This is a genomic window from Lutibacter oricola, from assembly GCF_900106565.1.
Classification (GTDB): domain Bacteria; phylum Bacteroidota; class Bacteroidia; order Flavobacteriales; family Flavobacteriaceae; genus Lutibacter; species Lutibacter oricola.
The window spans coordinates 18,958-42,424 of sequence record NZ_FNNJ01000008.1 but is presented as its reverse complement, the minus strand read 5'-3'; the positions used below and the strand labels follow the sequence as shown (position 1 = coordinate 42,424).

Genomic DNA, 23,467 nt, shown 5'->3' with positions numbered 1-23,467 from the left:
TATAAAAATATTAAAGTCTAATTTTTGAAATATTAACTATTATCTTTGCATTATGGAAACAAACAGACAGAAAAAAATTGCAGGTGTATTACAAAAAGATCTAGCAGAGGTTTTACAAAATGCGGCACGTAATGGAATGAAGGGAGTAATAATATCTGTTACTAAAGTACAAGTTACATCAGATTTAGGACAAGCAAAGGTTTATTTAAGTGTTTTTCCTCAATTAAAAAGAGATATTATATTAAAAGGTGTTCAAGAAAATGCACCATCTATTAGATATGAAATGGCAAAACGTACTCGCGATCAATTGAGACGTATGCCCGAATTGGATTTTTATATTGATGATAGTTTAGATTATATTGAAGATATTGATGACGCTTTAAAAGGAAATAAAGGAAACCCTATTAAAAACCCTGATATTTTAAACAAAAAAAGCTAATTTGAATTTTTCGCTTTACATAGCTAGACGTTATTTATTTTCAAAAAGCAGTAACAGCACTATAAACATAATTACACTTATTGCTACTTTAGGTGTAATTGTGGGTACTCTAGCTTTATTTATTGTATTGTCTGGTTTTTCTGGACTACGAGAATTTAGTATCGGTTTCTTAAAAACATCAGATCCAGATGTAAAAATTACTTCAACAAAAGGAAAGTATTTTAATTTTAATTCAACAATACAGCAAACTCTTGAAAACGAAAAAGGAATTGCTTCGTACTCTAAAGTAATTGAAGAACGTGCTTTTTTTAGTTTCAACGAAAAAACTCATATCGCATACATAAAAGGTGTAGACAGTAATTATAACCTTGTAAACAATATGGATACAACAGTTTATGTTGGAACTTGGTTGGATACAAAAATTCCTAACGGCGTAGTAGTTGGTAATGGAATTTCAGACGTATTATCTATAGGCTTGTACAGTTTTGCTGAACCTTTAAAAATTTATGTTCCAAAACCTGGGAAAGGTTACATTTCTAGTCCAAAAAATGCGTTTAACTTAATAAAAACGCAACCTATTGGCGTATTTATGCTCACCGAAGATATTGACAAAAAATATACTTTTTTAAATATCGAAATGGCTCAAGAGCTATTAAACTATGACAAAAATCAAATTTCGGCCATTGAATTAAAAGTTATTGATTTAAACGAAAGAAAAACAATAGTTAATAATCTTCAAAACAAATTTGGAAACCAATTAAAAGTTGAAACAAGAGAGCAATTAAATGCCGTTTTTTATAAAATGTTGAATACTGAAAATTTGGTTTCTTATTTAGTGTTTACTCTTATTTTAATAATTGCCCTATTCAATGTTATTGGTGCCATTATTATGATGATTTTAGATAAAAAAGACAATCTAAAAACTTTATATAGTTTGGGAGCAACCATAAAAGATATTAAACGAGTATTTGTATTTCAAGGGTTTTTACTTTCTGCCTTTGGTTTACTTGTTGGTATTTCAATTGGAATAATTTTAGTTATTCTTCAACAAAAATTCCAATTATTTATGATTACCCCTCACCTTGCTTACCCTGTAAAACTAACATTATTTAATATTAGCATTGTAATTGCTACTATATTAGTTTTAGGTTTTATAGCTTCAAAAATAGCAAGTAGCAGAATTTCTAAAAAATTGGTAGAGTAACCTATTCACCTTATTAATAGCACTTCTAAAGTAACTTTAGTAGCATAAAAGTTTAATAAATATTTAAGATAACCAACTCCTAAATAACTACTTAAATTGATTAATTTTAATAAGAATTTATAGTTGTAGAAATCAAAATTCAGAGTTTTTAAATAGAATTACTATTAAAACACTATTAAACTGGTTAGTTGCCATAAAATCATCATCCTCAAACAAACTTCCATAACTAACTAGTAATATGCTACTTAAAGTTTTAACTTTTAGCTACTCTATTTAAAAAATCGATCACAATATCAATATAAGTTATTGATATTTATTTTTAATTGATTTAAACTATAGTAGATTTGATTATTAATAAAAATTAAACATAATGAGTAACACTAGTGAAGGTAAGTGTCCTGTTGATCACAGCCAATTTACCAAAAAAGAAGAATCTAACAACGCTGGGAAATGTCCAGTAATGCATGGAGCTAATACTTCTGCAGGAGAATCAGTAATGGATTGGTGGCCAAATGCTCTTAATCTAGATATTTTACATCAACAAGACTCAAAAACTAATCCTTTTGATGATAGCTTTAACTATCAAGAAGAATTAAAAAAATTAGATGTTGAAGCTCTTAAAAAAGATGTTCATAATTTAATGACTGATAGTCAAGATTGGTGGCCTGCAGATTGGGGACACTATGGTGGATTAATGATTAGAATGGCTTGGCACTCTGCCGGAACCTACAGAACTGCGGATGGTAGAGGTGGTGGTGGAACAGGAAACCAACGTTTTGCTCCACTTAACTCTTGGCCCGATAATGTTGGTTTAGATAAAGCCAGACGCTTACTTTGGCCTATTAAAAAGAAATATGGAAACAAAGTAAGTTGGGCAGATTTAATCATTTTAGCTGGTACCATTGCTTATGAAAATATGGGTCTAAAAACTTTTGGTTTTGCTTTTGGACGTGAAGATATTTGGCATCCAGAAAAAGATATTTACTGGGGAGCAGAAAAAGAATGGTTAGCACCAAGTGATAGTCGTTATACTGATTTAGAGAATCCAGAAACAATGGAAAATCCATTAGCTGCTGTACAAATGGGATTAATTTATGTAAACCCAGAAGGTGTAAATGGTAAACCAGATCCATTAAAAACTGCTGAGCAAGTTCGTGAAACTTTCAAAAGAATGGCTATGAACGATGAAGAAACAGTTGCGCTAACAGCTGGTGGACACACAGTAGGTAAAACACACGGTAATGGAGATGCTAGTATTTTAGGACCAGATCCTGAAGCGGCTGGTGTTGAAGAACAAGGTTTAGGTTGGTCTAACCCAAATAAATCAGGTAAAGGACGTTATACAGTTACAAGTGGTTTAGAAGGTGCTTGGACTTCAGAACCAACAAAATGGGATAATGGATTTTTTGATATGTTATTTAACCATGAGTGGGAATTACGCAAAAGTCCTGCCGGTGCGTTACAATGGGAACCAAAAAATATAAAAGAAGAAGATAAACCTGCTGATGTTGAAGATTTTTCAATACGCCATAACCCAATGATGACTGATGCTGATATGGCAATGAAAGTTGACCCAATCTACAAAGAAATTTCATTGAAGTTTAAAGATGATTTTGACGCTTTTTCTGATGCTTTTGCACGTGCTTGGTTTAAATTAACACATAGAGATATGGGACCAAAATCTTGTTACTTTGGACCAGATGTACCAAATGAAGATTTAATTTGGCAAGATCCTATTGAAGAAGGTAAAAGTGATTATGATGTTGAAGCTGTAAAAGAAAAAATTGCAAACACTTGCTTAACAATATCTCAATTAGTTTCAACAGCTTGGGATAGTGCTAAAAGTTTTAGAGGATCAGATAAACGTGGTGGTGCAAATGGAGCAAGAGTTCGCTTAGAGCCTCAAAAAAATTGGGAAGGAAATGAGCCTGAAAAATTAGCAAAAGTATTAGCTGTATTAGAACCTATTGCTGAAGAGTTTGGAATAAGTATAGCTGATGTTATTGTATTAGCTGGTAATGTAGGTGTTGAAAAAGCTCTTAACAATGCTGGATTAAATATTTCAGTTCCTTTTGCTCCTGGAAGAGGAGATGCAACTCAAGAAATGACAGATATAGAATCTTTTGAACCACTAGAACCTGTTGCAGATGGATTTAGAAACTGGTTGAAAAAAGATTATGTTGTTAGCGCAGAAGAATTATTGTTAGATCGTACTCAATTAATGGGGTTAACTGCTCCAGAAATGACTGTTTTAATTGGTGGTATGCGTGTATTAGGAACCAATTTTGGTGAAACTAAACACGGTGTATTTACAGATAATGAAGGATCTTTAACTAACGATTTCTTTGCGAATTTAACGGATATGGAATACGTTTGGGAACCAACAGACAACGGAATTTACAATATTCGCTCTAGAAAAAATGGTCAAGTTAAATGGACTGCAACTAGAGTAGATTTAGTATTTGGTTCTAATTCTGTTTTACGTTCGTATGCTGAATTCTATGCACAAGATGACAACAAAGAAAGATTTGCAAACGACTTTGTGAATGCCTGGGTAAAAGTAATGAACGCTGATAGATTTGATTTAAAATAAAAAATTAGTCCTTTATATATTTGAAAAGCAGTTTGGAGTAAATTCAAGCTGCTTTTTATTGTTTATTAAAAACATACATTTTCCCTTCGGCATCACTTACAATATAAATTTTATTTTTAACAACAGTAACGCCTTCAGCTTTTAAAACTGGAATTTTATGTTTTTTAATAAGTTTTCCTTTTAAAGAAATATTCATTAATACTTGAGATTCATCACTTACAATCCATAATGAATTTGATTTTTCATCAAAGCAAATTCCAGATAAATCATCGCAAAAATTAATCTTTATTTCTTCTTTTATTTTCCCTTTTGAAGAAATTTTTAATAACTGTTTAGGAGATTTTTCATTCAATAAAAAATAAGCTTTTTCTGAAGACACAAAACAAACACCTTCTAGCCCACTATTTTTATTTTTCTGCTTTCCCTTTATTTTTATTGAACGCTGAACTTTACCTTCTAAATCAATTTCTATAAGCCTTCTTTTAGATTCGTTTGCTACAACTAAATTTCCTTCATCATTAAAACAAACCCCTTCATTATCTGCAACGTAGGTTTTAATTTTCTGTATAGTTTTGCCTTGTAAATTTGTTTTATAAACTCTTTTTTTAGAATCACTTACAATATATAGGTGATTATTGTAGAATGTTATTCCTGAAGGTTCAGAAATATTTAATTTATAAACTTTTTCAAGTTTTAAATTAGTTTGAGAATTTGTGTTTGAAATACAACCAGTAATAATTATTGAATAGAAACAAGTAAAAATAATTCTTAGCATAGCATAAAGTTATGCAAATTTCTGAAGCACCTCATCAAAAGTATTAAAAACATCTTGTGCAGAATCAGAAGTAACCATTTTTAAACGGTATTCTTTAAAATGAGGAATTCCTTTAAAATAGTTTGTATAATGTCTGCGAGTTTCCATAACACCAACTATTTCACTTTCTTTCCAATCTATTTCCATTTGTAAATGACGTTTAGCCATTTCTACACGATCTGCAATTGTAATTTCTGGTAAATGCTCACCGGTTTCAATAAAGTGTTTTACTTGCTTAAAAAACCAAGGATTTCCAATACTTGCTCTACCAATCATTGCACCATCTAAACCATATTCATCTCGCATTTCAACTGCTCGTTCTGGTGTATTTACATCTCCATTTCCAAACACCGGAATATGCATACGTGAGTTGTTTTTCACTTCAGCAATAGGTTTCCAATCTGCTTCACCTTTATACATTTGAGCTCTGGTTCTACCGTGAATAGAAATTGCGGCACAACCAACATCTTGCAAACGCTCTGCAACCTCAACAATTTTTATAGAATCGGTATCCCAACCTAAACGAGTTTTAACCGTAATAGGCAAATCGGTGTGTTTTACCATAGCATCGGTTAACTTTACCATTAAGTCGATATCTTTTAAGATACCGGCTCCAGCTCCTTTACTTACCACTTTTTTAACCGGGCAACCAAAGTTAATATCAATAATATCTGGTTTAGATTGCTCTACAATTTCAACTGTACGAAGCATAGAATCCAAATTGGCTCCAAAAATTTGAATACCAACCGGGCGTTCTTTTTCATAAATATCTAACTTCTTCTTACTTTTTGCTGCGTCACGAATTAGTCCTTCCGAAGAAATAAACTCTGTATAAACCACATCTGCACCTTGTTCTTTGCATAATGCTCTAAACGGTGGGTCACTCACATCTTCCATTGGTGCTAACAACAACGGAAAATCATTTAACTCTATGTCTCCTATTTTTACCAAAATCTAAATTTAAGGTTGCAAATTACGTAAATTTTTAAATATCCTTTACCATAAAATTCAACTTCAACATTAATACTTATTTTAACTTCTACGATCTCCTATTTTCTCAAACAAAAGTTGATTGAATAAGGCATAACTTACACCTTCTTTTAAAAATTAATACTTAGCTGAGTTATCTTTTACTTATTTATAATACAAGTTTATTAGTAGCAATTGAGATACTTATTAAGCTGTATTTTTATTCAAAAAAAAATAAACCTAACAGGGTTTAAATCTGTTAAGCTTATTTTTTAATTTTCTTTATTTATTCTTTTATTTTATTGCTCATAGAACTTTACTGCTCCTGAATGAATATCATACATTGCTCCAACAATCTTGATTTCACCTTTGCTTTGCATTTCAGCCAAAACTTCGCTATCCTTTAAAATTTTATCGATAGTTAACATTACGTTTTGTTCAGCTACATTGTTTACAAACTCTATATTTCCAGAGTTTCTTAAACTAGAGTCTTCAGGTGAAGTTACTGCATTAACGGCTGGTTTAATTTTTGACAACATTCCGGTAAGCTTTCCCAATTTAGCATCGTCACACGCTCCTTTTACAGCTCCACATGCAGTATGACCTAAAACCACAATAAGCTTAGTTCCTGCCAATTTACATGCAAACTCCATGCTTCCTAAAATATCATCATTTACAAAATTACCCGCAATACGTACACTAAAAATGTCTCCTAAACCTTGGTCAAAAACCAATTCTGCAGATACCCTAGAATCTATACAACTTAAAATTGTTGCAAATGGAAATTGCCCTTCACTTGTATCATTTACTTGTTCTAATAAGTTACGGTTTGCTTTTAAGTTATCCTGAAATCTTTTATTTCCTTCAATTAAATATTGTAATGACTTCTCTGGAGTCATAGTTGCTTGTGTTTCTCTTGTATGTGCTTTCATATGTGTTTTGTTTTTTTTAAATAAATTATGCTTCAGAAACTAATAACGAAACGTTTAACTTGCTTACTACCTCTTTTAATGATGTCTCTGCATTTACAGTGTTATTTCCGTTATTTTTATCTCTATCTACACATAATAAATTAATGTTGTTTTTTTGTAAATACGAAGAAAGTGTTTTCATAGCATTCGCGTTTTGCTCAAATACATATTCTACCATTTTTTCTTCGTTTAATTTTGATGTGTCTTTAGTTGCATCTTGACTATTAAGAATTCTAAAAGATTTTAATGGCGCTTTTGTATGCGGCATTAAATCGTTAGAAAGCTCAGTTTTCATAATTTTATTAGAACCATTTAATACTCCTAAGGACATTTTTTCGTTGGGTGATAATGCGTTTTCATTTGAAGAAATCATTATAACTCCATTAAACTTTTTTAGTACAAAGCGTGTAATGCTATCTCCAATTAATTTAAAAGGAGCCGCCTTTCGATGGCCTAAAACAATAATATCTGGATTGTAAGCTTCTATTTGTTTTTGAATTTCTTCTTTCACTTTTCCAAATGCATAATTACCATTGATTTTTACATCGTATTCTTTTGAAAAGCTATTAACAATGTCATTTATTTTCTTTTTGGTTTTCTTATGCTCTTCATTTAAAGTTCGCATTGTAGTTAATTGGTTGTCTCTATCTACAATATCTATGTATTCTTTAACATGAAATAATGTTATTTCCGCACCAATCATCTTAGCTAAACTTACACTACTTTTTAATGTTGAATTTGCTGTTTTTTTTAAGTCTGAAAGTACGAGTATTTTATATTTAAAATTTCTCATGTCTTACTAACTTAAACTTATGTTAGACTTAGGTCTCAATTGAAAAAACTCAATAAAACTAGATGGATTTTCAACAATACCTCTTTTTGAAATTAACTTAATATCAATATTTCTTTCTTTGGCTTTAAATGCAAAATCCTCTAAAATTTCTATAATATCATAGTCCAAATACCTGGTTTTAGTAACATCAAATTCTAAGTAAGTATCTATAGGTAAACTATCTAATTCTTTTAAAATAGCACCTTTGTTAAAGAAGGTTACCTCCTCAGCAAGTTCCATTTTAATTTTATGTTTTCCGTTGCTCTTATCTTCAATATGTAGAAAGTGAGAGTTTTGATAACTTTTTAATAAAATAACAACTATACCAACTAATAAACCTAATCCAATACCTACTAATAAATCCGTAAATACAATTCCAATTACAGTAACAAAAAACGGTACAGATTGTTTCCAACCTAATTTGTACATTTTTTTAAATAGTGCTGGTTTAGCTAATTTATACCCCACAATAAAAAGGATGGCTGCTAATACCGAAAGAGGAATTTTATTAATAAGTCTAGGAATAAGAATTACTGCAGTAAGTAGTAAAAGACCATGAATAATTGCCGACATTTTAGTTCTTCCTCCAGATTGAATGTTAGCAGAACTTCTTACAATTACTTGTGTTATTGGTAAACCTCCAATTAATCCAGAAACTATATTACCAGTTCCTTGTGCTAATAACTCTCTATTTGTTGGAGTAACATTTTTATGTGGATCTAACTTATCTGTAGCCTCTACACATAATAAAGTTTCTAAACTAGCTACTAATGCTATTGTAAATGCAACAATCCAAACTTCTGGGTTTGTAATTTGAGAGAAATTTGGAAAACTAAATTGCCCTAAAAAAGAATCTAAACTTTCTGGTACAGGAACACTTACTAAATGAGAAGGACTAATACCAAACTTTGAATTAGATCCTGTTATTAGAAAGTAAATAATACCTGCAACAACAGCCACTAATGGCCCTTGTATTAATTGAAATATTTTTCCTTTGTTTGATAGAACATTACTCCAAAGTAATAAAATACCTAAACCGATAAGACCAATAATAGTAGAACCTAGGCTAATATTATTTAGAGCCATAAAAATTTCAGAAAATGTATTTTCTCCATCAACTTGAAAAAAAGCAAAGTCACCTTCTGGATCTGAATCGTATCCAAAAAAATGTGGAATTTGCTTAAGAATAATAATAATTCCAATTCCTGTTAACATTCCTTTAATTACTGAAGAAGGAAAATAATACCCAATAATTCCTGCTTTTAAAAAGCCAAAAATTAATTGAATAATTCCACCTAAAACAACAGCTACCAAGAAATTTTCATAACTTCCTAAAGTTCCAATTGCTGTTAAAACTATGGCTGCCAATCCTGCAGCCGGACCACTAACTCCAATTTTAGAGCCACTTAAAGACCCTACTACTACACCTCCAACAATTCCAGAAATTAAACCTGAAAAAAGAGGAGCACCACTAGCTAATGCAATACCTAAACATAATGGTAATGCAACAAAAAACACGACTATACTCGCTGGCAAGTCACTTTTAATACTTTTTAACATACTATAAATAGTTTTATTTTAGTTACTCAAAACTAAAACTTGATAAATTTTAATGATTATTTCTAATTAATATATTGAACCGACTTATGAAATATGATAATCGGGGGGAGGAGAAATAATATCTAGATACGGTTTACCATATTTTTTACTGAAATACAGTAAATTAATTTTTAAATACGATACTGAAATACCTGAATTATTTGATTTTACTTGAGGAAACACAACCTGAAATTCCAAATTCTTTTCGCTTTCTTCATCATCAGGAGTAGTAATAACTAATGAAATATCAATAGTACTATCAACCATTGTAAGAATAGTTGGTAAGCCTATAAATAGCAGAAAAAGTACCGAGAAAAATAAAGAAATCCCTCTTTTTTTCATTTCATTTTTGTTTTTATCGACGGCAAATATAGTAATACTTTTAAAAATAATAGTATTACTATCATAAAAAAGTGTTAAGCTTTTATATACTCATTGTAAATTTCTTTTTTTGAGGTGCTTATTTCTAAGAAATTAACTGAATAAATTAAACAATTATTTCTTACTACAATTAATTGGTATTAGGGTTAGCTGGTCTACTTAATTACTAATAGCACTATGAAAGTAATTGATTCTAAGTAAAAAAAGTAGCCTTTCAAAAAACCAAATCAACTTTAGCAACCAACTAACGCTTACTTATTATATTAATTATTTAAATTAATAAGCGCAATAATTTCTTTTTAACTAGTAATACTCTTATATTTACAATAAATACTTAGTAATTTATGAATAATTTAAACATAAATTTTGACGTAAATAAAGAGCTATATTGTAAAAAACCTGACTCATCTGAATTAGGTAAAAAAATACTTTCAAAAAGTATTGAATTAATTGATAAAATTGGTTTTGAGGCTTTTACATTTAAAAAATTAGGTGAAGAAATTAATTCCCCAGAAAGTTCAATTTACCGCTACTTTAAAAATAAACACATGTTGCTAGTTTACTTAACTAGTTGGTATTGGAGGTGGATTGAATATCAAATTGTTTTTGCTACGACCAACGTTGAGTCTCCAAAAGAACGTTTATTAAAATCTATTAGCATTCTTACAAAACCAGTTATGGAGTCAACATTAATTCCATATATAAATGAAACTTTATTAAGTAATATTATTATTTCTGAATCTATAAAATCTTATCACACAAAAGATGTAGATGCCGAAAATAAGAAAGGTTTTTTTAAAGCTTATAAAATAGTAGTACAACGTGTAAGTGATATTTTATTAGAACTTAAACCTGATTTTCAATATCCACATATGCTAGTTTCAACAATAATTGAAGGTGCACATCATCAAAAATATTTTGCTGAACATTTACCTTCTTTAACCGACATTAATAAAGAAAACAATTCCATTGAAAAATTTTATACAGAAATGGTTATAAATTTCACTATCTAATATTTAAACTAATTTAAAAAATGAAAAAATTATTTGACTTTAAACACTTTCGCGGTGATTTATTTGGAGGAATAACTGCAGGTATTGTAGCTCTTCCTTTAGCATTAGCATTTGGGGTTAGCTCAGGGTTAGGCCCAAGTGCTGGACTTTATGGAGCTATTTTTATCAGTTTTTTTGCAGCTCTTTTTGGAGGAACTAACACGCAAATTTCTGGTCCAACAGCACCAATGACAGCCGTAAGTATGGTTGTAATTGCAGGAATAATTGCTACTAATGATGGTGATGTAACTAAAGCATTACCAATTATTTTAATGGTTTTCTTGTTGGCAGGACTAATGCAAATTGGTTTAGGGGTTATTGGACTAGGAAAATACATTCGTTATATTCCTTACCCTGTTGTCTCTGGGTTTATGACAGCTATTGGAGTTATAATTTTAGTTACTCAAATTTTACCATCTATTGGTTACTATCCAAAAGAAGATACTGAATATGTAACTCAGTTTAAACCACAAGCAGAAGAATTAATTCTTGAAAATATTTTAAAAGATGAAGCAGGAGAAGGTATACTTGTAATTGAAGACTTTAAAGAAACCATTAATCGCGCAAACAAAGTTACTCAAGATGATATTTTAAAAGAATCTAAAACATTAGCAGGCAAAGAAGCTTCAGGTGTTTTAGGAGCGTTAAAAATATTACCTAGAGCTATAAAAAATATAAATTGGTTAGAATTAATTTTAGCTTTAGGAACAATTATTATTATCTATGGATTTAAACGAATAACAACAAAAGTTCCAAGTACTTTGGTTGCCCTAGTAGTAATGTCTGCAATTGCAATGCTTGCCAACTTAGATTACCGACCAATACCTGAAATTCCGCAAGGGTTACCACAATTCCAAAGCGGCATATTTACAGATTTTAATCTAGACGGTTTAACACCATATATTTTTACGGCTCTAACTCTAGCACTTTTAGGAGCTATAGACTCTTTACTAACAAGTGTTGTTGCCGATAATATGACTAAAACCAAACACAAACCAAATAAAGAATTAATTGGTCAAGGAATTGGAAACAGTATTGCTTCATTATTTGGAGGTATTCCAGGTGCAGGAGCAACAATCCGTACAGTTGTAAACATTAATTCTGGTGGTAAAACTAGACTTTCTGGTATGGTTGCTGGTGTTTTGTTATTTATTGTTTTATTAGTATTAGCACCATTAGCATCTAAAATTCCAGCAGCCGTTTTAGCCGGAATACTAATTACAGTTGGTATTGGGGTTATGGATTATAAAGGATTAAAAGCAATTCCTTATTTACCAAAAGATGTTAAGATAGGGCCTATAAAATTCAGTATGGAAGTACTAATAATGCTTACTGTATTAGGTTTGTCAACTTTCTGGAACTTAGTTTATGCTGTTGGTATTGGATTAGTATTTGCTTCGCTAATGTTTATGAAAAAGATTGGAGATTTAACTGCTAAACGTTCTGATGTTAAAACGTTAAAAGAAGAATCTTGGAAAGATGAAATTGATTTTCCTGAAGAATATAAAGAAGAGGTATTTATTAAACATATTAAAGGACCATTATTTTTTGGTTCTACAAGTGATTTTCAACAATTAGCACAACAAATACCAAAAACAGCTTCAAAAGTTATTATTCGTTTAGGGCGAATGCAATATATGGATCAATCTGGTTTATATGCAATGGAAGATGCTTTACAGGAGTTACAAGCTCACGATATTACAGTATTATTTGTAGATTTATTAGAACAACCTAGATATCTAATGGAACGAATTGATATCATTCCAGATTTAGTACCGGAAGATCAAATTTTCGAAACATTTGATGAGTCTATAGCTTGGATTAAAGAAAAACATAACTAAAAAAAATAAAAATGAGAACACAAACTAAAGAAACACAACAAAATTTAACACCAAAATTAGCACATACTATTTTGGTAGAAGGAAACAAAAGATTTGTTGAAAACTTAAAAGCACAAAGAAATTTAAAAGATCAAGTATTTGAAACTAGTAAAGGACAATATCCTTTTGCAGTAATACTTAGTTGTATTGATTCTAGAGTTCCTGCTGAATTAGTTTTTGACCAAGGAATTGGCGATGTTTTTAGCGTTAGAGTTGCTGGAAACGTAGTAAATGAAGATGTGCTAGGCTCAATGGAATATGCTTGTAAAGTTGCTGGTTCAAAAATTTTAGTTGTAATGGGCCACACAAAATGTGGTGCTGTAACATCTGCTTGTAAAAATGTGGAGCTTGGTAACATTACACCTTTACTAGAAAAAATTAAACCTGCTGTAAATTCTATACGTAAAGGAGATGGAGAACTAACTCAAGAGCAAATAGAAGAAGTTAGTTTTGAAAACGTAAATGTATCTATTGATAGAATAAGAAAAGAAAGTCCAATTTTAGCTGAAATGGAAAAAAATGGAGAAATTGAAATTGTAGGAGCTTCTTATGATGTTACTACTGGTTTAGTTGAATTTCATTAATACTATTTAAAAATGTTTTTATAAGTGTAGTGTATTATTTAAATTCTATAACATAAATTTGAATTTGAAACATTACACTTATGAAAACTTATAATTGGGCCATTTTAGGATGCGGTAGTATTGCTAAAAAATTCACCCTTGAATTAAAGGACTTACCAAACGCTAATTTATACGCTACAGCATCAAGAAACATTGATACAGCAACTAATTTTGCTTCAGAATTTAATTTTGAAAAAGCTTATGGCTCTTACCTAGAGATGGTAAACGACCCTAAAGTTGATATCGTTTACATTGCAACTCCTCACAGTTTTCATAAAGAGCATACTTTACTTTGCTTAAATTTTAAAAAAGCTGTTCTATGCGAAAAAGCATTTGCTATAAACACCAAAGAAGTTGAACAAATGATTTTGGCTTCAAAAGAATACAACACCTTTTTAATGGAAGCTTTTTGGGTTATTTTTAGACCTAAATTTAATAAAGTACTTGAACTTATAAACACTAGAAAACTTGGAAAACTAAAGTTTGTTAAATCCGACTTTATGTTTAACCAACCTTTTGATTCTAATAGCAGGTTATACAATTTAGACTTGGGCGGAGGATCTTTATTAGATATAGGTATTTACCCAGTATTTACCGCTTTAATGTTATTAGGAATTCCTGATAAAATTGAAACAATACCACACTTTAGCCCTTCTGGTTCCGAAGAAAGTATTTCTATGCTTTTTGGCTATAAAAACGGTTCAAATGCTGTTTTAAATTCAAGTGTTACATCTAATTACAAAAACGATGTTGAACTTATTTTTGAAAATGGAACTATTAAATACGAGCGTTTTTCAAATGATTCTATTGAATTAATTCAAAATGAAACTTTAGAAAAAATCACATTTAATCCTGGTCCAAATATGGGTTATCAGTTTGAAGCTATTCACGTAATGGAATGTTTGGACAACAACTTAATTGAAAGTCCTGTTTTAACAAATACCGTTAGTTTAAACCTAATAAGAACACTTGATAAAATCAGAAAAAAAGCAAATATTACATATCCAAAACACGACTAGATTTTATTTTAACTTTTTGAATAAATAATTAGTTATCTTTGCGCCAAATAAAGAGACAGGAATACGAAGTATGAAAAACATTAGAAACTTTTGCATTATAGCACATATTGATCACGGTAAAAGCACCTTGGCCGATAGATTATTAGGTCACACCGGTACTGTTACTGCTCGTGAAGAACAAGCACAACTGTTAGATAATATGGATTTAGAACGTGAACGTGGTATTACCATTAAAAGTCACGCTATTCAAATGGATTATATTTATGAAGGTGAAAAATACGTGTTAAACTTAATTGACACTCCAGGTCACGTAGATTTTTCTTATGAAGTTTCTCGTTCTATTGCTGCTTGTGAAGGAGCGCTACTTATTGTAGATGCGGCTCAAAGTATTCAAGCGCAAACAATTTCGAACTTATATTTAGCTCTTGAAAATGATTTAGAAATTATTCCTGTGTTAAATAAAGTTGATTTACCAGGTGCAAACCCAGAAGAAGTTACTGATGATATTGTAGATCTTTTAGGTTGCGAAGCTGAAGAAGTTATTCATGCAAGTGGTAAAACAGGTTTTGGAGTAGAAAATATATTAAAAGCTATTATAGAACGTGTTCCTGCTCCTGAAGGAAATGTTGATGAACCTTTACAAGCCTTAATTTTTGACTCTGTTTACAACTCATATCGAGGAGTTGAAACTTATTTTAGAGTATTAAATGGTGAAATAAAAAAAGGACAACGTATTAAATTTATGGCTACCGACAATGAGTATTTTGCTGATGAAGTTGGTACATTAAAATTAACACAAGCACCAAAACAAAGTATTAAAGCCGGTGATGTTGGTTATTTAATTACTGGTATTAAAACTGCTAGTGAAGTAAAAGTTGGAGATACAATTACTGATGCTGCACAACCAACTCAAAATATTATTGATGGTTTTGAAGATGTAAAACCAATGGTATTTGCAGGTATTTACCCTGTAGATACTGAAGATTATGAGGAGCTTCGTAACTCAATGGAGAAATTACAACTCAATGACGCTTCATTAGTATTTGCTCCAGAAAGTTCTGCTGCCTTAGGTTTTGGATTTAGATGTGGATTTTTAGGAATGTTGCATTTAGAAATTATACAAGAACGTTTAGAACGTGAGTTTGATATGACTGTAATTACTACAGTACCTAACGTTAGCTACCACGCATTTACAAATAAAAACCCAGATGAAGTTTTATTAGTAAACAATCCATCTGATTTACCAGAGCCTTCAAAATTAAATAGAGTTGAAGAGCCTTTTATTAAAGCAACAATAATTACAAAATCTGACTTTGTTGGACCAGTAATGAGTTTATGTATTGAAAAACGTGGACAAATTACAAACCAAACTTATTTAACCCCAGAACGAGTTGAATTAACTTTTGATATGCCGTTAGCTGAAATTGTTTTCGATTTTTACGATCGTTTAAAAACTGTTTCAAAAGGATATGCTTCATTCGATTATCATCCAATTGGAATGCAAGCTTCAAAACTTGTTAAAGTTGATGTTTTATTAAACGGACAATCTGTTGATGCACTTTCGGCATTAATTCATGCAGACAATGCCTATGGAATTGGAAAAAAAATGTGCGAAAAATTACGTCAGTTAATTCCACGTCAACAATTTGATATTCCAATACAAGCTGCAATTGGAGCTAAAATTATTTCTCGTGAAACTGTAAAAGCATTACGTAAAGATGTAACTGCAAAATGTTATGGTGGAGATATTTCTCGTAAACGTAAATTATTAGAAAAACAGAAAAAAGGAAAAAAACGAATGCGTCAAGTTGGTAATGTAGAAATTCCACAAGAAGCATTTATGGCTGTTTTAAAATTGAATGATTAAGCCATTATATAAACAATAAAAAAGCCCTTGAAAATTTCAAGGGCTTTTTTATAATTACATTTTTGAATACTATTCGTCGTGTAACCAAGCTTTTTTTGCTAATAATTGCTCTTCAGACTCTTCATGATCCTCGTCTGGAACACAACAATCTACAGGACATACAGAAGCACATTGAGGCTCATCGTGGAAACCTTTACACTCAGTACACTTATCAGTTACAATAAAATAAAACTCATCTGAAATAGCTTCGTTCATTTCATCAGCATCTGCAGTTCCACCACTTGGTAAAGTTACATCTCCACTTAACGCAGTTTCATCTGCATACGCCCACTCTGTATCCGGTTCGTAAATTGCATTGTTTGGACATTCTGAAACACAAGCGTCGCAATTAATACATTCATCAGTTATTTTAATAGCCATGATTTCTAATTTTTTAAATTTTAATAATTACAAATTTATATAAATTTATATAAGTGAGTGTGACAAAAGTCATCAACCTATATAAAAACTAACTTTAATTTTACTTTAAATATTTAAGTTAAATATTTTGTATAAATTTAAATAAAATTTTCTAATTAACATAAATTATGATTACACCTAAAAATAATCATCAACCTGAAGTTCTCGAAGCAGTAGTAATACGCTTTGTAGGAGATTCAGGAGACGGAATGCAATTGACTGGAACTCAATTCTCAGACACTTCCGCAATGTTTGGAAATGACATAGCAACTTTTCCAAATTACCCTTCAGAAATAAGGGCACCGCAAGGTAGCTTATATGGTGTTTCTGGATTTCAAGTTCATATAGGTAGCGTAGAAATTAGCACTCCTGGTGATAATGTTGATTTATTAGTCGCCATGAATCCTGCAGGATTAAAAACAAATTTACATGCCGTAAAACCTGGACACACTATAATTGTTGATACGGATTCTTTCACCAAAAAAAATCTTGAAAAAGCTCAGTATGAGTCAAACCCTTTAGAAGACAATAGTTTAGAAAACTATAGAGTTATTGAAGTTGCAATGACCTCTTTAACTAAAGAATCTTTAAAAGGAGTTGAAGGTTTAGATAATAAAACAATTACACGAAGCAAAAACATGTTTGCTTTAGGAATGGTTTATTGGATGTATGATAGATCTACAGAACATACAGAAGCTTTCTTCAATAAAAAGTTTAAATCGAAACCAAATGTTATTGAAGCCAATAAAAAAGTTTTAAAAGCTGGTTTTAATTATGCAAATACGTTAGAATTAATTCCAACGGCGTACACAATTTCACCTGCAAAAATGGATCCAGGCACCTATAGAATTATTATGGGTAATACCGCTACAGCTTGGGGATTTTTAGCTGCTGCAGAAAAATCTGGTTTAGAGTTATTTTTAGGCTCATACCCTATTACACCTGCAACAGATATTTTACACGAACTGGTAAAACACAAACATTTTGGAGTAAAAGCTTTTCAGGCTGAAGACGAAATTGCCGGAATTGCTTCTGCTATTGGCGCTTCATTTGCTGGAGATTTAGCCATTACAACAACATCTGGGCCTGGTTTAGCTTTAAAAGGCGAAGCTTTAGGTTTGGCTATGATGGTTGAATTACCACTAGTTGTTGTTAATGTACAACGTGGTGGACCTTCAACAGGTTTACCAACAAAAACTGAGCAATCGGATTTATTGCAAGCAATGTATGGTAGAAATGGAGAAAGTCCAGTTATTGTATTAGCGGCTAGTACACCTGCCAATTGTTTTGATTTTGCATATCAAGCAGCAAAATTAACTCTAGAGCATATGACACCGGTAATTTTATTAACAGATGGATATATTGCCAACGGTTCTGCACCTTGGAAAATTCATTCTGTAAATGATATGCCAGAAATTAAAAATCGTATTGTTAAAAAACCAACCGAAAACTGGCATGCGTATGATAGAGACGAAGATACTTTAGCTAGAAATTGGCCAGTACCAGGTACCGAAGGCTTAGAACATAGAATTGGTGGTTTAGAAAAAGACCGTGTTACTGGAAATGTTTCTTATGTTCCAGAAAATCATGAATATATGACACATATTAGAGCTGAAAAAATTCGTCGTGTTCAAAATTACATTCCAAATTTAGAAACTGAATTTGCCGAAACTGGTGATTTACTGGTTATAGGTTGGGGAGGAACTTATGGCTCTTTACATTCTGCCGTTAAAAACATGAGAGATAATGGTAATAAAAAAATTGGTTTTGCTCATTTCAATTATATAAACCCTTTACCAAAAAACACAAAAGAGGTATTGGCTAAATTTAGAAAAATTTTAGTATGTGAATTAAACAATGGTCAATTTGCTAAAATCTTAAAAATCAATTTTAATGGTTTTGAAATAACTCAGTTTAATAAAATTCAAGGTTTACCATTTGGCAATCAAGAATTAATTCAAAAGTTTAATCAATTATTAGTAAAATAATTATGGCAACAACAGCAGAAAAAAAATATACATTTAAAGATTTTGCGAGTGATCAAGAAGTAAGATGGTGTCCTGGTTGTGACGATTATGTTATTTTACGATCTATGCAAAAAGCACTTCCAGATATGGGAGTTAAAAAAGAAGACGTGGTATTTATTTCAGGAATTGGGTGTTCATCTCGTTTTCCATATTATATGAATACCTACGGTATGCACAGTATTCACGGTAGAGCTCCAGGAATTGCTTCGGGTGTTAAATTGGCTAACCCAGATTTAAGCGTTTGGATAATTACTGGTGATGGAGATGCAATGGCTATTGGAGGAAATCATTTTATTCATGTACTTAGAAGAAATATTGATTTAAATATTATTTTGTTCAATAATGAAATTTATGGCTTAACAAAAGGCCAATTCTCTCCAACATCATTAGTTGGTCAAAAAACAAAATCATCTCCTTACGGAAATATTCAGCAACCATTTCAACCTGGTGAATTAGCAATTGGTGCACAAGCTAGATTTTTTGCGCGAATTGGCGGAAACAGTCCAAAAGAAATGTCTAAAATATTTATAGAATCACATAATTTTAAAGGAACTTCATTAATAGAAGTATTACAAAATTGTGTAATTTTTAATGATGGATGTTTTAAAAACGTAACAGACAAAGCTGTTAGAGAAGATAAACAACTTTATTTAACTCACGGAGAACCTATGATTTTTGGAAAAGAAAAAAACAAAGGTATTGTTCTTAACGGGTTAAAACTTGAAGTAGTAACAATTGGTGAAAATGGTATTACCGAAAAAGATATTCTTATACATGATGCCAAAGAAAAAGACCCAACACTACACCAAATGCTTGTTAGGTTATCCTACCCTATTGCTACCGGAATAATTAGAGCAGTAGACGACATAACTCTTGAAGAGCGTATGGATGCACTAACTGCTGAAGTTAAAGTAAATTCAAATTTCAAAAAAACGGACGACCTTTTCTTTTCAGGTGAAACTTACGAGGTAGAATAAATAAAATATATACCATACTAAAATTAGAAAGCTTATAATTGTTAATTAATAATTATAAGCTTTCTTAATTTTTTAAGTACTAATATTGTAAATGCCGTATTTTTATTCAGTCTAAATAAAATAAGTTTTGAAACTTAGCTATTAATCCGATTAATCTACTACTTTTGTAGACTAATAAAAAAATCAAGTAAAAATGGGCTCAGAAGCAATTATTGTTTTTCTGTTAGCCGGCATCGTTTTAGTTGCTGGCGCAAATTTTTTATCGAATTTAATTTCGCATAAGTCAGACAATCCTCAAAAACGAGAACCTTATGAGAGTGGAATGACCACAGTTGGCCCTACTTGGGTACAATTTAAAGTTGGTTATTATTTATTCGCCATTCTATTTTTAATATTTGATGTTGAAGTAGCATTTTTAATTCCTTGGGCGGTTGTTTTTAAGGATATTGGTGCCGTAGCCTTTATTGAAATATTAGTGTTTCTAATAATTTTAGGACTAGGATTGTTGTATGCATGGAAAAAAGGAGCGTTAAAATGGGTGTAGATAAAAAACGATTTATAAGTGAATTAGGAGATGATGGAAGAACTCCTGTAATTCCTAAAGACTTTCCAGGAAAAGTAATTCCTGCTGGAAATGGAGCTAATATGATTGTCACTTCATTAGATGAAATAATAAATTGGGGGCGATCAAATTCATTATGGTCTTTATATTTTGGTACAAGTTGTTGTGCCATTGAAATGATGCAAACTGGTGCTGCAAAACACGATTATTCAAGATTTGGATTTGAAGTTGCACGACCTTCTCCACGTCAAGCAGATTTAATTATTATTGCTGGTACCATTGTTAACAAAATGGCTCCAGTTCTAAGAAGATTATACGACCAAATGGCCGAGCCAAAGTATGTAATTGCTATGGGAGCTTGTGCTATTTCCGGAGGACCATTTTTTTACAACACCTATTCAGTAGTAAAAGGTGCAGACCACGTAATTCCTGTAGATGTTTATGTTCCTGGTTGTCCGCCACGCCCTGAAGCTTTATTAGAAGGTATGTTAATGCTTCAAGATAAAATTAGAACAGAAAGTTTAAAACATAAAGAAAATCCTATTGATGGGTTTGATGAAGGTAAATAAAACTGAATTATATGACTAACGAAGCATTACAAAACTTAATAAACGGTTGGATTCCTCTATTGGAATTCACTGAAGAAGGCTCTCAGTTTTTAAACATTTCAGTAAAACCTGAACATTTTCACCAACTAATGGAGCAACTAAAAAGTAATTCTGAAACAAATTTTGATTACTTATTTTGTGTTACCGGAATGGATTGGGGTAAGGATTTAGGTGTAATTTATCATTTAGAATCTACAACTCACAGACATATAATTGTTGTTAAAGTGAAGACTGAAGATAGAGAAAATCCAACGTTTGATACGGTTTCTGATATATGGAAAACAGCAGAATTTCACGAACGTGAAGTTTTTGATTTCTTCGGAATAAAATTCAACAACCATCCTAATATGGAGCGCTTATTTTTAACTGATGAATGGGAAGGTTTTCCACTTAGAAAGGATTATGTAGATGAAGTTAATATGGTTATTAAATAAATAACAATGGATACAAACATTGCAAATAGCAACTTAAAATCTGAAGATTATTTTATTAATATGGGACCTCAACACCCTGCAACTCACGGTGTTTTGCGTTTATTATTAACCATAGATGGTGAAATAATTAAAAAAGTTGAACCAGATTTAGGATACATTCACCGTTCCATTGAAAAAATGAGCGAGCGAGATAGTTACCAACAAATTGTTCATTTAACTGATAGAATGGACTATTTGTCTTCACATATTAATAATGAAGCTGTTTGTTTAACAGTTGAAAATGCTCTAGAAATAGAAGTTCCTGAACGTGTAAAGGTAATTAGAACCATTATTGGTGAATTAACAAGAATTGCCTCTCATTGTTTATGGTGGGGAGTTATGGGAATGGATGTTGGTGCACTTACCACCTATTTTTATGGTTTTAGAGATCGTGAAATGATAAACGATATTTTTGAAGAAACTTGTGGTGCTCGTTTAACCATGAACTACAATATACCAGGAGGTTTAATGTTCGATATTCATCCAAATTTTGTGAAAAGAACAAAGGAATTTGTAGCGCATTTTAAAACAAAAATCCCGGAATATGATAAGTTACTAACAGGTAATGTTATTTTTCAGAAAAGAATGAAAGGAGTTGGAATTTTAAGTAAAGAAGATGCTATTTCTTTTGGAGCTTCTGGTCCAGTAGCACGTGGTTCTGGTTATTCTTGCGATGTTAGAAAATATTATCCATATAGTGCTTTGGATAAAGTAACTTTTAATGAAGCCTTAAAAACAGATGGTGATAGTTTAGCACGTTACGAAGTTAGAATTCAAGAAATGTGGGAATCGCTTTCAATTATTGAACAACTAATTGATAATATTCCTGAAGGTGATTATAAAGTTGCCACAAAAGCAGTTATTAAATTACCTAAAGGAGAGTTTTACCAAAAGGTTGAAACTGCTAGAGGTGAATTAGGTGTTTTTATAAATAGCACAGGAACTAAAAATCCTTATAGATTGAAGTTTCGTTCTCCAGGATTTTCAAATTTATCACTGTTAAATCATATTGCAGTTGGTGGTAAAATTGGAGATTTAGTAGCGTCAATGGCCACACTAGATTTAGTAATTCCTGATATAGATAGATAAAGAATTATGATTTTAAGTATAAACATTGTAGAAAATGACATTTTTAATATGCTCCTAATTGCAGCGATCTATTTAGGAATATTTTCTGTTGCGGGATTATTTTTAGTGTTATTAGAACGTAAAGTAGCAGCTTGGTTTCAATTGCGCTTAGGTCCAAATAGAGTTGGGCCTTGGGGATTATTGCAAACTATGGCCGATGCATTAAAACTAGTTTCAAAAGAATTAACTGGGACCATTAAAGCTGATAAATTCTTATACAATTTAGCACCTTATTTTGTAATTATTTCAAGTTTAATGGCGTTAGCTGTTTTTCCTTTTACACAAGAATTTCAAGCATTTGACATAAATATTGGTATCTTCTTTTTAATTGCAATTTCATCAATTGGTGTTATTGGAATTTTATTAGGAGGTTGGGCAAGTAACAATAAATTCGCCTTAATTGGTGCTATGCGTAGTGGAGTTCAAACTATAAGTTATGAGCTTTCCGTAGGTTTATCATTAGTAACTATGGTTCTACTAACTGGTACTTTACAACTTTCAGAAATAATTGAAGTTCAAAAAAGCGGTTGGTTAATTGTTCAAGGTCATATTCCTGCCATTATTGCATTTATGATTTATATGATTGCCGGTACTGCTGAAACAAATAGAGCGCCTTTTGATATGGTTGAAGCTGAAAGTGAATTAGGAGCTGGTTTTCATACAGAATATTCAGGAATGAAATTCGCCTATTTCTTTTTAGCCGAATTTATAAATATGTTCATTATTGCAGCAATTGGAACAACAGTATTTTTTGGTGGTTGGTTATCACCATTTGGAATTACAGAATCAATTCCTTGGTTAGGTATTTTCTGGTTTCTAGGAAAAACATTTGCCTTAGTATTTTTAATGATGTGGTTTAGATGGACATTCCCAAGGTTAAGAGTTGACCAATTATTAACATTAGAGTGGAAGTATTTGTTACCACTTAACTTACTAAATATAGTGCTTATGGCATTAATAGTTTGGCTAGGTTTAACAATTCAAATATAG

Annotated in this window: 22 protein-coding genes; 15 read left to right on the top strand and 7 right to left on the bottom strand. The window is 31.2% G+C overall.

The annotated features are described in order from the left end of the window. Positions 1–52 precede the first annotated feature (52 nt). The 3 genes from rbfA to katG all read left to right on the top strand — a co-directional run bounded on the left by rbfA (position 53) and on the right by katG (position 4,236). A complete protein-coding gene (gene rbfA, locus BLU40_RS13190; protein WP_175454792.1) occupies positions 53–439 on the top strand; it encodes a 30S ribosome-binding factor RbfA in 387 nt (128 codons plus the stop codon). 1 nt (position 440) lies between these two features. Further along, positions 441–1,643 (top strand): FtsX-like permease family protein, encoded by a 1,203-nt coding sequence (locus tag BLU40_RS13185; RefSeq protein WP_090124398.1) that lies wholly within the window; start codon positions 441–443, stop codon positions 1,641–1,643. A gap of 370 nt (positions 1,644–2,013) precedes the next feature. Then, the gene (gene katG / locus BLU40_RS13180) at positions 2,014–4,236 is read left to right on the top strand and encodes a catalase/peroxidase HPI (protein ID WP_090124395.1); all 2,223 of its coding nucleotides are present in this window, start codon (positions 2,014–2,016) and stop codon (positions 4,234–4,236) included. Positions 4,237–4,291: 55 nt separating this feature from the next. Here the strand turns inward: katG and BLU40_RS13175 are convergent, their stop codons facing one another. The 6 genes from BLU40_RS13175 to BLU40_RS13150 form a co-directional block, all read right to left on the bottom strand. Then, positions 4,292–5,011, bottom strand: coding sequence for an SdiA-regulated domain-containing protein (locus BLU40_RS13175; RefSeq protein ID WP_090124393.1), 720 nt, complete (start codon positions 5,009–5,011; stop codon positions 4,292–4,294). Positions 5,012–5,020: 9 nt separating this feature from the next. After that, entirely contained in the window at positions 5,021–6,001 is a 981-nt protein-coding gene (gene dusB / locus BLU40_RS13170) for a tRNA dihydrouridine synthase DusB (protein ID WP_090124390.1), read from the bottom strand. Positions 6,002–6,318: 317 nt separating this feature from the next. Continuing rightward, entirely contained in the window at positions 6,319–6,951 is a 633-nt protein-coding gene (locus tag BLU40_RS13165) for a carbonic anhydrase family protein (protein WP_090124387.1), read from the bottom strand. A gap of 25 nt (positions 6,952–6,976) precedes the next feature. After that, a complete protein-coding gene (locus BLU40_RS13160; protein ID WP_090124384.1) occupies positions 6,977–7,783 on the bottom strand; it encodes a universal stress protein in 807 nt (268 codons plus the stop codon). Between the two features lie 6 nt (positions 7,784–7,789). Continuing rightward, positions 7,790–9,382 (bottom strand): SulP family inorganic anion transporter, encoded by a 1,593-nt coding sequence (locus tag BLU40_RS13155; RefSeq protein WP_090124381.1) that lies wholly within the window; start codon positions 9,380–9,382, stop codon positions 7,790–7,792. 84 nt (positions 9,383–9,466) lie between these two features. Next, complete coding sequence (locus BLU40_RS13150; protein ID WP_090124379.1) at positions 9,467–9,763, bottom strand: hypothetical protein; 297 nt, start codon at positions 9,761–9,763, stop codon at positions 9,467–9,469. A gap of 383 nt (positions 9,764–10,146) precedes the next feature. On the opposite strand from BLU40_RS13150, the gene BLU40_RS13145 reads away from it, so the two are divergent. The 5 genes from BLU40_RS13145 (at position 10,147) to lepA (ending at position 16,243) form a co-directional block, all read left to right on the top strand. Continuing rightward, positions 10,147–10,815 (top strand): TetR/AcrR family transcriptional regulator, encoded by a 669-nt coding sequence (locus BLU40_RS13145; RefSeq protein WP_090124375.1) that lies wholly within the window; start codon positions 10,147–10,149, stop codon positions 10,813–10,815. Positions 10,816–10,835: 20 nt separating this feature from the next. Next, the gene (locus tag BLU40_RS13140; RefSeq protein ID WP_090124372.1) at positions 10,836–12,695 is read left to right on the top strand and encodes a SulP family inorganic anion transporter; all 1,860 of its coding nucleotides are present in this window, start codon (positions 10,836–10,838) and stop codon (positions 12,693–12,695) included. Positions 12,696–12,706: 11 nt separating this feature from the next. After that, positions 12,707–13,318 carry a carbonic anhydrase family protein gene (locus BLU40_RS13135; RefSeq protein WP_090124369.1) on the top strand — a complete coding sequence of 204 codons (612 nt, stop codon included), beginning with the start codon at positions 12,707–12,709 and terminating at the stop codon, positions 13,316–13,318. An 80-nt stretch (positions 13,319–13,398) separates the two neighbouring features. Then, entirely contained in the window at positions 13,399–14,376 is a 978-nt protein-coding gene (locus BLU40_RS13130; RefSeq protein WP_090124366.1) for a Gfo/Idh/MocA family protein, read from the top strand. Between the two features lie 70 nt (positions 14,377–14,446). Beyond that, on the top strand, positions 14,447–16,243 hold the full coding sequence (gene lepA / locus BLU40_RS13125; protein ID WP_090124363.1) for a translation elongation factor 4: 1,797 nt from the start codon (positions 14,447–14,449) through the stop codon (positions 16,241–16,243). Between the two features lie 69 nt (positions 16,244–16,312). On the opposite strand, the gene BLU40_RS13120 is transcribed toward lepA, so the two are convergent. Continuing rightward, positions 16,313–16,663, bottom strand: a complete 351-nt coding sequence (locus tag BLU40_RS13120; protein ID WP_090124360.1) for a 4Fe-4S binding protein — start codon at positions 16,661–16,663, stop codon at positions 16,313–16,315. A 167-nt stretch (positions 16,664–16,830) separates the two neighbouring features. Between BLU40_RS13120 and BLU40_RS13115 the strand changes: the two genes are divergently transcribed. The 7 genes from BLU40_RS13115 to nuoH all read left to right on the top strand — a co-directional run bounded on the left by BLU40_RS13115 (position 16,831) and on the right by nuoH (position 23,467). Next, positions 16,831–18,690: a 2-oxoacid:acceptor oxidoreductase subunit alpha gene (locus BLU40_RS13115; RefSeq protein WP_090124357.1), complete on the top strand. Its 1,860-nt coding sequence runs from the start codon at positions 16,831–16,833 to the stop codon at positions 18,688–18,690. A gap of 2 nt (positions 18,691–18,692) precedes the next feature. Continuing rightward, positions 18,693–19,706 (top strand): 2-oxoacid:ferredoxin oxidoreductase subunit beta, encoded by a 1,014-nt coding sequence (locus BLU40_RS13110; protein WP_090124354.1) that lies wholly within the window; start codon positions 18,693–18,695, stop codon positions 19,704–19,706. 193 nt (positions 19,707–19,899) lie between these two features. Further along, a complete protein-coding gene (locus tag BLU40_RS13105; RefSeq protein WP_090124351.1) occupies positions 19,900–20,250 on the top strand; it encodes an NADH-quinone oxidoreductase subunit A in 351 nt (116 codons plus the stop codon). A 101-nt stretch (positions 20,251–20,351) separates the two neighbouring features. Beyond that, the gene (locus tag BLU40_RS13100) at positions 20,352–20,837 is read left to right on the top strand and encodes an NADH-quinone oxidoreductase subunit B (protein WP_175454795.1); all 486 of its coding nucleotides are present in this window, start codon (positions 20,352–20,354) and stop codon (positions 20,835–20,837) included. 11 nt (positions 20,838–20,848) lie between these two features. Continuing rightward, positions 20,849–21,310, top strand: a complete 462-nt coding sequence (locus tag BLU40_RS17710; RefSeq protein ID WP_217633400.1) for an NADH-quinone oxidoreductase subunit C — start codon at positions 20,849–20,851, stop codon at positions 21,308–21,310. Positions 21,311–21,316: 6 nt separating this feature from the next. After that, positions 21,317–22,438, top strand: a complete 1,122-nt coding sequence (locus BLU40_RS13095) for an NADH-quinone oxidoreductase subunit D (RefSeq protein ID WP_217633399.1) — start codon at positions 21,317–21,319, stop codon at positions 22,436–22,438. Between the two features lie 6 nt (positions 22,439–22,444). Next, positions 22,445–23,467: an NADH-quinone oxidoreductase subunit NuoH gene (nuoH, locus tag BLU40_RS13090; protein WP_090124346.1), complete on the top strand. Its 1,023-nt coding sequence runs from the start codon at positions 22,445–22,447 to the stop codon at positions 23,465–23,467.